The organism is Ruegeria sp. B10 (genome assembly GCF_056539825.1).
The window spans coordinates 35,192-50,457 of record NZ_JBQFVP010000007.1; the positions used below are offsets into that span (position 1 = coordinate 35,192).

General features: G+C 53.9%; 13 protein-coding genes. 3 read left to right on the plus strand and 10 right to left on the minus strand.

Going from position 1 to position 15,266, the window contains the following annotated elements:
• Nucleotides 1-4 precede the first annotated feature (4 nt).
• Nucleotides 5-985, plus strand: coding sequence for a CobW family GTP-binding protein (locus tag ACR0J4_RS10980; protein WP_170642537.1), 981 nt, complete (start codon nt 5-7; stop codon nt 983-985).
• A 90-nt stretch (nt 986-1,075) separates the two neighbouring features.
• Entirely contained in the window at nt 1,076-2,185 is a 1,110-nt protein-coding gene (locus tag ACR0J4_RS10985; RefSeq protein ID WP_170642538.1) for an HlyD family secretion protein, read from the plus strand.
• A 1,077-nt stretch (nt 2,186-3,262) separates the two neighbouring features.
• Here the strand turns inward: ACR0J4_RS10985 and ACR0J4_RS10990 are convergent.
• The 10 genes from ACR0J4_RS10990 to ACR0J4_RS11035 form a co-directional block, all read right to left on the minus strand.
• Nucleotides 3,263-4,417 carry a Gfo/Idh/MocA family protein gene (locus ACR0J4_RS10990; protein WP_170551987.1) on the minus strand — a complete coding sequence of 385 codons (1,155 nt, stop codon included), beginning with the start codon at nt 4,415-4,417 and terminating at the stop codon, nt 3,263-3,265.
• Complete coding sequence (locus ACR0J4_RS10995) at nt 4,417-5,472, minus strand: sugar phosphate isomerase/epimerase family protein (RefSeq protein WP_170642539.1); 1,056 nt, start codon at nt 5,470-5,472, stop codon at nt 4,417-4,419. The genes ACR0J4_RS10990 and ACR0J4_RS10995 overlap by 1 nt, the downstream gene beginning before the upstream one ends.
• 27 nt (nt 5,473-5,499) lie before the next feature.
• The gene (locus tag ACR0J4_RS11000; protein ID WP_480668547.1) at nt 5,500-6,639 is read right to left on the minus strand and encodes a LacI family DNA-binding transcriptional regulator; all 1,140 of its coding nucleotides are present in this window, start codon (nt 6,637-6,639) and stop codon (nt 5,500-5,502) included.
• Nucleotides 6,566-8,188 (minus strand): dihydroxyacetone kinase subunit DhaK, encoded by a 1,623-nt coding sequence (locus tag ACR0J4_RS11005; RefSeq protein WP_170642540.1) that lies wholly within the window; start codon nt 8,186-8,188, stop codon nt 6,566-6,568. The genes ACR0J4_RS11000 and ACR0J4_RS11005 overlap by 74 nt, the downstream gene beginning before the upstream one ends.
• Before the next feature lie 11 nt (nt 8,189-8,199).
• Nucleotides 8,200-9,192: an ABC transporter ATP-binding protein gene (locus tag ACR0J4_RS11010; RefSeq protein ID WP_170642541.1), complete on the minus strand. Its 993-nt coding sequence runs from the start codon at nt 9,190-9,192 to the stop codon at nt 8,200-8,202.
• The gene (locus ACR0J4_RS11015) at nt 9,185-10,282 is read right to left on the minus strand and encodes an ABC transporter ATP-binding protein (RefSeq protein WP_170642542.1); all 1,098 of its coding nucleotides are present in this window, start codon (nt 10,280-10,282) and stop codon (nt 9,185-9,187) included. Before ACR0J4_RS11015 ends, ACR0J4_RS11010 begins: the two co-directional genes overlap by 8 nt.
• Nucleotides 10,283-10,284: 2 nt before the next feature.
• The gene (locus tag ACR0J4_RS11020) at nt 10,285-10,473 is read right to left on the minus strand and encodes a hypothetical protein (RefSeq protein ID WP_170642543.1); all 189 of its coding nucleotides are present in this window, start codon (nt 10,471-10,473) and stop codon (nt 10,285-10,287) included.
• Entirely contained in the window at nt 10,470-11,408 is a 939-nt protein-coding gene (locus tag ACR0J4_RS11025) for a carbohydrate ABC transporter permease (RefSeq protein ID WP_010442361.1), read from the minus strand. The genes ACR0J4_RS11020 and ACR0J4_RS11025 overlap by 4 nt, the downstream gene beginning before the upstream one ends.
• Nucleotides 11,405-12,352, minus strand: coding sequence for a carbohydrate ABC transporter permease (locus ACR0J4_RS11030; RefSeq protein ID WP_170332156.1), 948 nt, complete (start codon nt 12,350-12,352; stop codon nt 11,405-11,407). Before ACR0J4_RS11030 ends, ACR0J4_RS11025 begins: the two co-directional genes overlap by 4 nt.
• Nucleotides 12,353-12,431: 79 nt before the next feature.
• Nucleotides 12,432-13,751 (minus strand): ABC transporter substrate-binding protein, encoded by a 1,320-nt coding sequence (locus tag ACR0J4_RS11035; protein WP_170375848.1) that lies wholly within the window; start codon nt 13,749-13,751, stop codon nt 12,432-12,434.
• Between the two features lie 397 nt (nt 13,752-14,148).
• Here ACR0J4_RS11035 and ACR0J4_RS11040 point away from each other — a divergent pair, with 397 nt between their 5' ends.
• Nucleotides 14,149-14,928 (plus strand): MOSC domain-containing protein, encoded by a 780-nt coding sequence (locus ACR0J4_RS11040; protein WP_170747266.1) that lies wholly within the window; start codon nt 14,149-14,151, stop codon nt 14,926-14,928.
• The last annotated feature ends 338 nt before the right edge of the window (nt 14,929-15,266 follow it).

Genomic DNA, 15,266 nt, shown 5'->3' on the forward strand with positions numbered 1-15,266 from the left:
CGACATGATCGAATTTGGGTCGTCATCCGCAATCCCCGTAACGATCCTTAGCGGCTTTCTAGGAGCCGGTAAGACAACGCTTCTAAACCGCATCCTCACCGGCAATCACGGATTGCGAGTGGCAGTCCTGGTGAATGACTTTGGATCCATCAACGTCGATGCCGACTTGGTGGTCGGCCTCGAAGATGATGTGATGAGTCTAGCGAATGGCTGCGTGTGCTGCTCGATCCGAGACGACCTGATCGAAACGGTAGAGGCCGTTCTCGCCCGGCCTGAGAAACCGGAATATATCGTCCTTGAAGCAAGCGGAGTGTCGGACCCGTCATCAATTGCGATGACATTCACAGATCAGAAGTTTCGGGACATGATCCGCTTGGACAGCCTGATGTGTCTCGTCGATGCGGAACAGCTCTTTTCTGCGCCTGAACAAATGGAACTGAAGCTTCGTCAAATTGCGTTCTCGGACATGGTTATTTTGAACAAGGTTGATCTTGTCGACAGGGCTACGGTTCAGAAGGTGCATGATTGGCTCGGGTCTCGCTTTCGTCGCTATCGTTTGGTCGAAGCTGTCAATGCGAACGTCCCTCTGGACATACTTCTTTCAGTCGGCCGCTTTGCCTCAGAACAACTAGAAACAGAAGTACCTGACCATCATGAACATGGCCCCGGCTGCGGCTGCCACCACGCTGATCATTCAGAAGGCTTTTCGACAACTATGATGAAAGCGGAACGCCCGATAAGCCTCTCTTCTCTCCGAAGCGCTATTCGGTCGCTTCCCGGTGATGTCTATCGTCTCAAGGGTTTTGTCTTCAGTGAGGAGGATCCGGATCATCGCATTCTTGTCCAGGTCGTCGGCAAACGCATGGACATCGCGCGGGATGAAGTGTGGGGTGAGCGTAAACCCGAAACTAGGCTTGTTGCAATTGGAGCGCCAGGAGCCCTTTCAGAGCACACTCTTTCAGATACGCTACTTGAGACTGTATAATAGCCAAATCGGCCGAACCTGGTCTTGTGCGTCTTTAGTGAGCTCAGATGCTTCGGTTTCTGGTCCAATGAATCCAGTGGAGTATCTGGTATGCTAATCGTTCTGGCGCTGTATTTTGGCCTGGCATGGCTGGTGTTTTCAAAACTTCGCCTGCTGCCTTGGAACGCGGTTTCAAAGACCTTCATCTATGGCGGTGGTGTCGTGATTGCATTGGTGGTTATCGGCGCGCTGAACCACACGACACCAAGCGGGACGGTTTCGGTCCAAGGTGCAGTGATCAGCATTGCCCCAAATGTTGCTGGACCAGTGACAGAAGTCGCAGCAGAGCCCAATGAGTTGGTATCAAAGGGGGATGTTCTTTTCCGGATAGATGATACGGAATTCGCCGCTGAGGTCGCTCGACTTGAAGCGTCGTTGGCCTCCGCCCAATCTGAGGCAGATCAGCTGGGTCACGACCTTGAGGCGGCTGAGGCTGACATCGCCTCATTGTCCGCGCAACTGGATTTTGGTGTGGCGCGTCGCGATGATATTATCCGTCTCACCGAACGGGGAGCGTCCACTGAGTTCCAGCTTCAGGAAGCCGTTTCAACGATTGAGCAACTTGATGCGGGCTTGCGCGCCGCAAACGCGCGGAAGGCGGGTCTTGAACGGCGTATTGCCGCGCAAGTGGATGGGGTCGATGTTGGCGTTGCTGAGATAGAGAATTTGCTGATCCAAGCGCGTTGGGCATTGGAACAAACAGTCGTGCGCGCACCTGCAGATGGCATGGTGACAGGCTTGACCCTGCGCCCTGGAAACCGGGTTTCGACTCTGCAAGGGGCAATCAATTTTATTGTACCAGGCGACAGGGTTCTGGTTGCGACACTTCCTTTGAGTAGCCTGCAAAACATATCCGTTGGCGACACTATTCGAGTTGCACTGCGTAGTATGCCTGGAGCGGAGTTTGATACCACGATTTCGGACATACCACCCGCTACCAGCGAAGGGGCGTTGGATGCCAGAAGTGGGCTTCCGTCGCTGCGTGAGTTGATTGGCGCGGCGGACTTCATCGTTGTTGCAGAAATTCCGGAAGATCAAAGTGCAAGGGTGACCAAGCTGGGTGCATCAGGTACGGGCTTGGTTATCACCGAGGAAGCAGGCGCGATTTCGGTGTTGGCAGAAATTCTATTCTGGGTGACCAAGAAGCTGAATTACCTTTGATTTAACTGAATTGCGCAAGGAACGACCTATGTCGTTACCTGCAAAATCATACTTTTGCTTTGAGCTTCACTAACTGAGCCGTTCGCACCTCGGGACTTGCGGGGCTCAACTTTGGAAGTTCGATTTGGGATCTGTACGGTCCTTGATTGCTCAGCGTCCGATGGCAATTTGTTCCGCATTGTCGTCATCAGCAAGTTCGAAACGCTTCGAAGAATGTGTTCGTTACACTCTGTAGAAGTGACGGTTTTATATATCTTACCGGGCCTTTCATTAAACCCCAGACTTTGGCTTAGAAATGCCAGTTTCCATTCCTAGTGTGGAATATTCAGTAGAGTATTTTTTAGTCCAACTTTTTATCACTGCTTAACATATAGTTGCAGAAAACAGTTGCTCCTCAGTCCGCCAATTCCCTCTTTGCAAGGCGACACTTAGTTCCACCACCAGCGAGAGTACCTTGCCATGCTTGTGTCAGTTCCTTCAACCTGCACCTAGACCGATTTCATTGATCCTGACTTTCTTTTGGAAAATCAGGGTTGATTTGCCGATCATACGCCGAAGGTGCCTGTTCCTGCTGATGAGCCGTATGGCGAACGCGGATGGAGGCGAGGCAATGCTATTCGACAATAAAGGTACGGCTCGCATGTGCAGCCGAGGAAACGATGTTGTCTAGTAGGGTTGCCCGAGGGGGAAGGCAGCGTCTTGCCGCTGATGGCTAGGGGTGTTTGGCTTGTCCAAATCCCGCTGATCCAAAACAAGTGCGGCGGTGCAGGCCGCGCTGCTACTCTTTGCGCGAGAACACGTTGTTTTCAATAAGAACAGGCTGGTTGCCGCATCTGCGTTAGGATACTGAGTTAGCGAGGCCCGAAAATTGAAGGACGGCTTTGCACGCTAAGTAGCCTTTTGTACTCGTTCCAATGAACGGTCATCACGCAACCGAAGATCGCTTCACATGACACCGGTTCAGCGACGCTCGCGGTTCGTTGTTCCGGAGTGTTCATTAATAGGTTGTGCGCTTCGGTTTTTGGTAGATACCCACGATGCCTTCCAAGATACATGCCCTACGCCCGCAACCAGGATTTAAGTTAAGCTGACCCAAGCCGCATTCCTTGAAGAACTCTGCACACATGCGGCTACAAACTTAACACCATTGAGTCCATCATGAACCGTTGGATAAACAACCGACGCATCAGGTGAAATACCATTCCGGAAAGCTTGGATTGCCTCAGCAGCCTCTCCATAGATATTGGCGAAACCTTCAAGATATCCCTCGGGATGGCCCGGAGGGACTCTGCTCAACCGATTGGCAGCATCACCAGCTCCAGCTCCATTTCGAGTGATCAGTCGCTTGGGTTCGTTGTATGGCGTGAACCAAAGGTAATTGGGATCTTCCTGGGCCCACTCCAGCCCAGCTTTTTCGCCGTAGACCCGCAAACGAAGTGCGTTTTCATTTCCGGGAGCCACCTGAGACGACCACAGCATACCTCGCGCTCCGCCTTCGAAGCGAAGCAAGACGTGGGCGTTGTCATCGACTTTGCGCCCCGGCACAAAGGCCTGCAAGTCCGCCGCTAGGCTTTCCGCCGTTAGCCCGGTTACAAAGCAGGCAAGGTTGTAGGCATGGGTTCCGATGTCACCGGTCGATCCGCCCGCGCCCGAGCGTTCGGGATCAGTTCGCCACTCAGCCTGTTTGAAATCCTGCTGCTCGGTCAGCCAGTCCTGCGGGTACTCAACCTGAACCACGCGAATCTTGCCAATTTCGCCGTTGGCAACCATTTCGCGCGCCTGCCGAACCATCGGATAGCCCGTGTAGTTGTGGGTCAAAATGAATAGGGCATTCGCGCTTTTTGCTGCTTTGACCAGCTTTTTTGCATCGGCAAGGGTCGAGGTGAGTGGCTTGTCACAAATGACATGAATACCGCGTTTCAGGAACTCACGCGCGGCTGCATAATGGACGTGATTTGGCGTGACGATTGAGACCGCCTCGATCCCGGATTTCAGCCGGGCTTCGCGGATCGCCATTTGCTTGAAGTCTTCATAGACCCGTTCGAGGCCCAGCGCTTGACCACTTTCAATGGATTTCTCTGGCGTCGAAGACAAAGCACCGGCAACCAGCTCGAACTTGTCGTCCAGTCGCGCGGCGATGCGATGAACGCCCCCTATAAAGGCGTCATTTCCGCCGCCAACCATGCCAAGGCGAATACGTCCTGACGTTTCTTCATTGCGTCCTGTGACCATCACTCAATCCCCAGCATTTTGCGATTGGCGGCTTCGTCAGCGCCACTATCGGCGAAATCATCAAAGGCTTTCTCGGTCACGCGAATGATGTGGTCGGACACGAACTGCGCGCCCTCGCGCGCGCCATCCTCGGGGTGCTTGAGACAGCATTCCCATTCGACCACAGCCCAGCCATCAAAGTCATTCGCGGCCATTTTTGAGAAGACCGCACCGAAGTCCACTTGGCCATCACCAAGCGACCGGAACCGCCCGGCCCGATCAACCCAGCTTTGATATCCGGAATAAACACCCTGCCGCCCGGTCGGGTTGAACTCGGCATCTTTAACATGGAACATCCTGATCCGATCTTTGTAGATGTCGATATTGTCCAGATAGTCGAGACATTGCAGCACGTAGTGTGACGGGTCGTATAGCATGCAGGCCCGTGGGTGATTTCCCGTCCGTTCCAGAAACATCTCGTACGTCACACCATCGTGGAGGTCCTCTCCGGGGTGGATTTCATAGCAAACATCAACGCCGCAGTCTTCGGCGTGATCAAGGATTGGCACCCAACGACGCGCAAGCTCATCAAACGCCGTTTCGATCAAGCCGGCAGGGCGTTGCGGCCAAGGATAGACATAGGGCCATGCCAGCGCGCCAGAGAATGTTGCATGTGCGGAAATACCCAGGTTTTTTGACGCTGACAGTGCTTTTTTGACCTGGTCTACCGCCCATTCTTGCCGGGCTTTCGGGTTCCCCCGAACGCTTTCGGCAGCAAACCCATCAAACGCGCTGTCATAAGCTGGGTGAACGGCCACAAGCTGGCCCTGAAGATGCGTTGAGAGTTCGGTGACTTCGACGCCATTCTCCATGGCTTTGCCTTTGAAGTCATCGCAATAGCCGGTGCTGGACGCGGCCTGTTCAAGGTCGAACAACCGGCCGTCCCAACTGGGGACCTGAACGCCTTTGTATCCACAATCAGCCGCCCATTTGGTGATCGCGTCCCACGAATTGAACGGTGCTTCGTCCCCCGCAAATTGCGCAAGAAACAAAGCTGGACCTTTGATCGTCTTCATAAAATTTCCTCCCCAAAACCTAAGCCTCTACGGCGGTAAATTATCCTTCAGATAGATGTCGATACGGATACGTTCCTGCGCTTTGTTGAATGGAACCTTGTCCTTAGTAGCGCGCAATAGACGGACGGCAGAACGAACAATATGCCCGGTGTCTTGCGAGATTAAGGCGTCAAATGTGCCAAGCCTAAGCGCCTCACGACTGAGCGGAGTAAGCTCATGCGCTATGATCACCAGATCTTTGCTGAACCTGTTCTCCGAAAGAAATTGTATCAGGCCGGCATTGCCCGCTGCTGACGAGTATATTCCGACCAGATCCGGATAGGTTTCAAAGATCTCGGGCATCATCTTGTAAATCAGATCAGGGTCATCCCGGCCCTCAACCGACGCTACGACTTGGAGGTGCGGAAATTCCTCGGCCACGACAATGTCAAAGCCTTGGCGACGCTCCAGGTGGTCACGCGCCAAACGGGATCCTGTAAGAACCAAGACCTTGCCGTCGCGATGGACAAACCGCCCCATCAGCTGAGCGGCGGTTCGTCCTGCCGAAACGTTATCGATTCCCACAAAGTGGTCTCGCTCGGAACTGGGCAAGTCAGATACCAAGGCAACCACCGGAACGCCTTTGTCCCTGAGCCTTTTGACAGCATCGCGGACAGAAGGCGTTTCTGGCCCAAAAACGGCGACTCCGTCTACATCCAAACTGTCGACAGCATCCAGAATGTTGACGATATCTTGCGGCTCGAACGGGGCGACCTTCTTTATCGCAATGCGGGTCCGCTCGATAAATTGGTCACGGGATTGTTCTGCGATCTGACTGCTGATTGCCTCCACAAACTCGTTGTCAGTGTCCGGCAGAACAAAGAGGAAGTTGTAAACTCGGTTTCGCGCAAGGTTGGCCGCGGCCGTATCGCGCACATAGCCCAGCTCATCAATTGCCTTTTGTACTTTCTGTACGGTTACGGCCCGCACGCCGGGGCGTCTGTTCAAGACGCGGTCAACAGTCGCGAGACTGACACCAGCGACGCGCGCGAGGTCGTTGACGGTTGGCTTTTTCACCAATTCTAGTTTTTGTTTTTGGTCTTCCACGTGTTCTTCAGCCCTCAATCTCCCGCGCCAAGCCTTCAAACAACAAAGCAACAGCCTCGGCGCCGGGATCGTTATGTCCAACTAGGTTTTCTTCGGGAACATAGGCTGCCCGGCCCGCCTTCGCACGACGAATATTTGCGGTGTTGTTCGCGCCTTCGCGGGCAGCCTCGGCCGCATGTGTCAGACCAGATGGTAGCGCGGCAAGTGCCGGCGCCAAGGCGTCAATCATTGTCCGGTCACCGACTTTGGCACCTCCGACCTGGCTGACACGGTTCAGGCCCTCGACCAGGGATTTCGGCACGGAGGCTCCGCTTGCACAGGCATCCCCGGCTGCATTGAAGAAGATCGCAAGGATCACACCTGATGACCCACCCATTGTCTGGCTCAGTTCGTTGCCCAACGCCGGAAACAGCTGCGTCAGATCGGCCAGCGGCATGCGGTCAAGGCTACCTTGCAATGCTCTTGCGGCAGTGGCCAGTGTGCTTCCTGTATCGCCATCTCCGGACTTCGCATCCAGCTCGTTTAGGGTTTTCTCGGCGTTGATCAGCAGCTTAGACAACCGGGTGATCGTTTCCTTTGTTGCGGGATTGTTCGAAGGAATTGGATCGATTGGGGTCAGGCCATCAGGCAATGGTGCTACTTTGATCGGGTCGATGGAATTGACCCCGGGCCACGCGGCCAGATCAACGGGAGCTTCAAGGGCTGACAAATCGTCCTGATCCACGGGCAGAATGGAAACCGAAAACCCGTGCATATCTAGCGATGTCATCATGGGGGCCGGGCCAATGATATGCTGGGCAATCCCGGTTTCGGACAAGGCGTGGGTGAGGACAGCCATTTCGAGCGGAGTAGTTGAACCGAGGTTGTTGACCAACGCCACGCAGTCCCCATCGCCCACTCTTTGCTGCAGCTTCTCCACCACTGTGGACATGGCCGATACCGCGTTTGAGAACTCGACTTGCTGTACGCCGGGCTCACCATGGATACCCAAGCCAAGCTCTGCCTTCCCCGGCGCGATCCTGTCTTCTTTCGGAGATCCCGGAACGGTACAGGTGTCCAGGCTCATACCGATGCTGACAACCTTTGCTATGATGCGTCTCGCTGCGGCGGTGACGGTGTCCAAATCGGCACCGCTTTCGGCAAGCGCTCCGGCGATTTTGTGAACGAACAACGTTCCCGCAACGCCACGTGGTTGCGGAAGGTCGGGCAGGGCGATGTCATCGTCGACAACGACCATCTCGACCTTGCGACCCAAAGCGCGGGCGCGTTCCGCCGCCAGTCCAAAATTCAACCGGTCACCCGTGTAATTCTTGACAATTAGCAAGCACCCAGCCTCACCCGTGACCGCAAGAATGCCGGCCAAAACCGCCTCCACCGAGGGTGAGGCGAACACTTCACCGCAAACCGCTGCCGTCAACAGACCAGCGCCAACGAAACCGGCATGGGCGGGCTCATGACCAGACCCTCCTCCGGATACCAGGGCGACCTTCGACTTGTCCCAATCCGACCGGTAAACAACCTTGATATGCGGATAGCCGTCCAGCCGAGTAAGCCGACCGCCAGAAGAGGCCAGAAGGCCGTCTATGGCCTCTGTCACCAGGGTTTCTTTTGTGTTGAGGAACTGGGCCATGCTTTTGCTCCTTAATTCACGCGCGCGCCGGACGCGTCAAAATACAACGGGTTGTTAGGACGGATTTTTATAATCTTTCCAGATGGGTAGTCCTGATGGACATCAATCAAGGTCACAACCGGGTGACCATTCAGGTCCAGGTGCAGCCGTGTTTGATCGCCCAGATGCTCGGCGCGTATCACACGCGCTTCACTACCTTCGCCTTCAATGATGTTTTCCGGGCGAAGACCAATCTGCGGGCCTTTGTGATCGCCTCCGAACAACTCAGACGGCAGGATGTTGATCCGTGGCAAACCCAACCTGCTGGCAACGTAAACACTGCCCGGGTTTTCATAGATATCCCGGGGTGTTCCGTACTGAACCAATCGGCCGTTTTCCAAAACGCCGATATGCGTCGCCATTGTCATGGCTTCGACCTGATCGTGGGTCACGTAGAGCAAGGTTGACCCCAGATCGGCCTGAATCCTCTTCAACTCGACCCGCAGATCCGCCCGTAGCTTGGCGTCCAAAGAGCTGAGCGGTTCGTCCATTAGGAAGATCTGCGGATCGCGCACCAGCGCCCGTCCGATCGACACACGCTGCATTTCGCCGCCTGACAGTTCGGTGGCTTTGTTGTCCAGCTTGTGCGGGATCTGGAGGATTTCTGAGACTTCGTTGACCTTCCTCGCGATCTCATCCTCTGGCGTCTTCAGGATCGGCGACCGCAGAGGGAAAGACAGGTTCTCGCGCACCGTCATATGCGGGTACAGCGAGTATTGCTGGAAGACCATCGCCACATCGCGCTGGGCAGGTGTATCAATTCCAACGTCACGCCCGGCAATGCGCACCGTTCCTGAATCCAGTTTCTCAAGCCCGGATATCAATCTCAGCGTCGTTGTTTTCCCCGCACCAGTCGGGCCCAACAAAACCACAAAGGCCCCGTTGGGGATCGTCATTGAGATATCATCTACCGCTTTGACGTTGCCGAATGATTTCGAGATATTCTCCAACACGACTTCAGCCATTGCTTAGTACCTCGTCGTTCAGAGCGGATCTCAAAGCACGCCCGGTAGACTCTTCAAATAGCGTTACTGCGGGAGAGCGGAACTCCAATCCCACCGTCTCGCCGGGATTAACGGTTTCGCGTGCATCAATTCGAGCTTTCAGCTCTCCGTTCGGGCTTTGCAGCGTCACGATCTGGGTAGTTCCCAGATATTCTGCCGCCAGGACCTTGGCCCGGTAAGCGCTGTCGTCTGACAGAAAAACATGCTCGGGGCGTACGCCGAAAACCAAGTCACCTTCCGCCCCTTCCATCAGTTTGGGCACGGCTTCGTCATGGCCATTCAGTCGAACCATTTCTGAGCCAGGCTCGACCTTTCCTTGAAAAGGCAGGAAGTTCATAGAGGGAGACCCGATAAAATCCGCAACGAACATTGTCGCTGGTTTGTCGTAGATTTCCTGAGGTGTGCCGAATTGCTCAATCACAGCATTATTCATCACCACGATCTTGTCGCCCATTTGCATGGCCTCCAGTTGATCATGTGTGACGTACACAGTAGTTGCGCCCATGCGATCATGAAGCGCGCGTAGTTCTTCGGCCATGTGCTCACGAAACTCGGCATCCAGGGCGCCAAGAGGTTCGTCCATCATGAACGCCTTGGGTTCACGAACAATCGCGCGGCCCAGCGCCACGCGCTGTCTGTCGCCGCCTGACAACCCACCTACCGGGCTATCGAGTATGTCGTTGATCCCCAGAATTCCCGCGACTTCCTCTACTTTGGCTTTGACAGCAGCACGCGGCATGCCCTGCGATATCAGGGGATAGCTGATATTTTTGCGCACGTTCATGTGGGGATACAGCGCGAACATCTGGAACACGAAGGCAATGTCCCGCTCTGATGGCGGCCGCTGGCTGATCTCTTCGCCGTCCAGATAGATTTCGCCCGACGTTGGAAGCTCCAACCCTGCGATCATCCGCAGCGTCGTCGTCTTTCCGCAGCCAGATGGCCCGAGCAGCATGAAAAACTCACCGTCCTCAATCGTGAACGAGCTTTCGCGGACAGCCGTGAAATCGCCGAACATCTTTTTAACGTTTTTGACTACGATCTGGGCCATTTCTACTCCGGGAAATGGCTGACGATGATGAACATGACGGTTCCGATCAGCGTGACGATGAAAGAGTAGGTAAAGGCCCAAAGGACAAAGGGTTGCATCAGCATGAAGACACCCAGTGCAATTAGGATGGTTGCCACCATCTCCCATGGGCCGCGGCGGAGCCGTAGTAATCCGTTAAGAAACTCGCTCATTTGCGTACGGCTCCGAATGTGATCCCACGCAGCAAGTGTTTGCGCATCAGGATGGTGAAAATCATGACGGGGATCAGGAAGATCGTGGCACCTGCCGCCACAGCAGGCCAGTCCAAGCCGCCAATACCGATAATGGTCGGAATGAACGGAGGTGCAGTCTGCGCATTCGCGGATGTCAGCAGCACGGCAAACGCGTATTCATTCCAGGCGAAGATCAGGCAGAAGATCGCAGTTGACGCGATGCCGGTCGCGGCTTGAGGCAGCACCACTTTGTAGAAGGCCTGAAACCTCGTGTAGCCATCTATGAGGGCGGCTTCTTCGTACTCTCTTGGGATTTCGTCGATGAACCCTTTCAGCAACCAAACCGCCAGGGAGATATTCACGCCCGTGTAGAGCAGGATCATCCCGAGATGCGTGTCGCTTAAACCGAGGTTTCTGAACATCAGGAAGATAGGGATAGCAACCGCGACCGGGGGCATCATCCTCGTACTCAGGATGAAGAATAGAAGGTCATCCTTAAGCGGGACCTTGAACCTGCTGAAGGCATAGGCGGCCAGCGTACCAAGGAAGATACTCAGGAAGGTTGAGCCAAATCCGATGATAACCGAATTCATAAAGCGCTCGCCGAACTTGGACGGCCCGACAATCACCATGTCGTACTGGCGGACAATCTCATCAGCCCAGTTCTGTGGTGGGTTCGCTTCCAGAAACTCCTGCGTCTGCCGTGTGCGCGTGGTGAAGAGGTTGACGTAGCCTTCAAGTGTAGGATCAAAGACAACTTTGGGCGGATAGCTTATCGCGTCGGCCGGGGACTTGAAGCCGGTCAGCAAGATCCACACCAGCGGGATCATCGTGATCAGCGCATAAGTAATGACTAGGAACCCTGCGATCCATTTGGACCGGTTCGAAGGTTCTGTGACGGAAAAACTGCTCATCTCTGTTTCACCTTGTTCAGGGCTTTGACGTAGATCGACGCAAGGCCGAACACGGTGACGAAAAGGATGATCGCATAGGCTGACGCATAGCCCGTACGCCATTTCTCAAAGGCTTCGCGTTTCAGGTTGATCGAAGTGAGTTCAGTAACAGACCCCGGCCCCCCGCCGGTTAACTGAACCACCAGGTCGAACATCTTGAAGTTCTCGATGCCTCTAAACAGCACAGCGAGCATGAGGAACGGCAGAACCATCGGGATGGTAATCGTAAAAAACTGTCGCAGCTTGCTGGCCCTGTCGATCTCAGCCGCCTCGTAAATGTAGTCGGGAATACTGCGCAGCCCGGCCAGACAGATCAGCATCACGAAGGGGGTCCACATCCACGTGTCGACAATCACGATCGCCCAAGGGGCCAACGTCACGGATCCCAGCATTTCAAAGCTCGATGGGTCCTTGCCGGTAAACCAGGATACGATGTAGTTAAAAAGGCCGATCTGAGGTTGATACAGGAACTTCCAGAAGTTACCGACAACCGCCGGAGACAGCATCATCGGCAACACGATAATCGTGGTCCAAAGATCGTTGCCCTTGAATTTCTTGTTGATCAACCACGCTAGTGTGAACCCGATCAGGACCTGGAAAAAGATCGTCCAGAACAGGAAATGCGCCGTCGCCTGCATGTTCAGCCAGGTGTCCGAGTCCGTCAGGATACGTTCGTAATTCCTGAGCCCGACATCTTTGACTTCACGCCCGATCCGGTTGGCTTTGTAGTTGGTAAAGCTTAGTTGGATGGTCCAGATCAACGGAAAGATGTTGATCGCCAGCAATAGAAAAATCGTTGGGGAGATGAATATCCAGGCGATCGCGCGGTCGGATAATCCCCGGATTTTTCGCGCAACTCGCTCGGGCGTTGCCTGCGCAACGCGATCTACGGTCCTGTCAGACATCTCTTTGCCAGTTCTTGTTGGTTTAGGACTCACGGGTGAAGGTGGAGCGGGATTGCACCCGCTCCGGCCTGTGTCCGGATTACAGCTTGCCTTCGTCTTCGAAGACTTCCGTCCAATCTTCGATCAGAAGATCCAACGCTTCCTGAGCTGTACCTTGGTCAGCAACCACGTAGTCGTGGATGCGTTTCTGCATTGCCAGCAGAAGTTCCGCGTAAGCAGGCTCTTGCCAGAAATCCTGCACACCGCCCATTGCTTCCAGGAAGTCACCAGCAAACGGTTGGCTGTCTACGAAACCAGGATCTTCCAGCACGGAGTTATGTGCGGAGTAGCCGCCTAGCTCCCACCATTTGGCCTGCACTTCTGGTTGCGCGAACCACTTGATGTACTCAAGTGCGGCATCCTGTTTGTCAGAGTAACTGACAACCGAGATACCTTGTCCACCCAGTGTCGAACCTGCCTGATTTTGGGGTGGGTTCACGAAGAAGTCGATCTTGTCACCGCCGGTATTGGGGTCGGCATAGAGACCTGGGAAGAACGCAAACCAGTTCATGGCCATGGCGACCTGACCGGACTTAAAGGCGTCCAAGCTCTCACCCATGTAGGAGTTGGTATATCCCGGAGGAGTCGCCGTTTCGTAGAACTCCTTGTAGAACTCCAGAGCTTCAACCGCTTCGGGTGAGTTTACCGCACCTTCCATGTCATATGAGCCCGGGGTGTTTTCGTATTTGAAGCCCCAAGGATACAGCGCTCCGGTGACACCCATGGTGATCCCTTCCGAGCCGCGCTCGGTAAAGATTGCTGCCCCATAGACGGTCTTGCCGTCGATCTCACGACCTTGGAAGAACTGAGCGATCTGCAGCAGCTCTTTCTGAGACTGTGGCTCACGCAGGTCCTGACCAGTCGCTTCTTTGTATGCGGCTTGGATGTCGGGGTTCTCGAACCAGTCCTTTCGATAGAACCAGCCGTTTGCATCGCCCATCGCAGGCAGCGCGTAGTAGTTTGGTGTGCCCTTGGGCCAGGTCGAGTAAGCGTAAACAGTGGCCGGCGCGAAATCGTCCATGCTGATGCCTTCAGCATCGAAGAACTCGTTCAGCTGGACATAATGACCATTCTCAGCGCCACCGCCGATCCATTGGCTGTCACCAATCAGCAGGTCGCAGAGCTTCCCCCCCGAGTTCAGCTCGTTCAGCATCCGGTCCGCGAAATTTGGCCAGGGAACAAACTCGAAGTTCATCGTGTGGCCGGATTCTGCTTCGAATTCTTTCGATAGCTCAACAAGCGCGTTGGCCGGGTCCCATGCAGCCCAACAAAGCGTCAGATCTTCAGCATTTGCCTTGGTAGAAAGAGTAGTAGCGGCAAGGACTATTGCGCTGGCCGAGGCCAGTTTTGTGTAAGTCATCCATTCCTCCCTTTTTGCGCCGTCAATCGAGGATGTGCGAATCGCGGCATACTTCCAAGGCTATTTGAGGTACGCACCTCAAGTCCAGAATTTTTTGAGGTTCGTACCTCAAATAGCCAGGGAAATTTGTTAACGCTGCTTTTTAGTTATTGATTTTATTGTACTTAATTACCTTCATCGATGCGCATGTATTTTTGACAGTTAGGATTAATAAGGCCATATCGACTAAAATTGGCACATCCCACAATCGCGGCAATGATGCGTCCAGCAGGTTTAGCGAACACGCTTTTGAAGCACTCACCGATTATTTGGTCGATACCTTGGAGAATTGGAGATAGCGTCAAACGGCACGGACCGCGTAGGATCGTGTATAACTCGTTTGGTCAGGTGCAGACGTATGAACACGCTCTCTATCGTCAGATTGAACCGGTACCCAATTAAGGGTTTGAGTGCCGAACCCATGCAAACCGTGACGCTGCGAGCAGGAGAGGGGATTCCTGGTGATCGCCTGTTCGGATTTGCGCGCTACAACTCCGGTTTCGATGCGCAGAACCCTCAGCCACTGCCGAAAGATCGCTTTGTTGTTCTGTTGAATGAGGCTGCACTAGCAGGCGTTAAGACGAATTTTGATATTGAGACCCAAACTCTAAAGATCAAAGCAAGCGGCAAAACACACAGCTCTAATATGCAAGCACCAGAAGATCGAATGAATGCGGCAAGTTTCCTGTCTTCAGAGATCGATTTAAAAGATCCCGAACCGCCAAATTTCGTTTCGTCTGCTCCTCATCGGTTTACAGATGTGTCTGTCGTGTCACCTAAAATGATGAATGCGATATCCGTTTTAAATCTGGCGTCGGTGGAGAAATTGGGTGAGCAACTGAACGCGGAAATCCACCCGGCACGCTTCCGGGCGAATATTGAGATAGACGGCCTACGCCCGTTTTCTGAGCTTAACGCAGTTGGATCAGTTCTTAGATTTGGCGACGTCGAGCTGAAGATACTCTCGCGTACGAAAAGGTGTGCAGCCACTGAAGTGAACCCGGATACGGCCGAGCGGGACTTGAAGATACCCTATCTAATTCGGAAGTTGATGGGTCATATGGACATGGGTGTCTATGTTGAGGTGGTTAAAGGCGGAAAGCTGAGCGTGGGCCAAACAGGGCAAGTGTTAAATTAAACACTACTTCCCCCGCCAAAGTGGCAGTCCCAGGCGATTTGTCCCGCGTACTTTCGAATGATTTGTGTCTACTCTTTCGCCAGCCGTTTTCTTGCTCGCCTATGGGAGGTTCTGTAATAAGCGTAAAATCCCATGATGTGGGTAGAGAGAAACTCAGGCAATGCAACAAAGCATAGCCGACCTTAGAACTGATCTACAACGTAAGCCGCCAATTGCATTGCGTTTCAAGTGGTGCGTAAATTTGCAGGAAGGTGACAGTTAATATCTGATGCGAATCTCCGGCGTACGGACATTTTTGTAATTGGCGTTGTCGTCCTGAACAGCGACTCTGTGAGCTT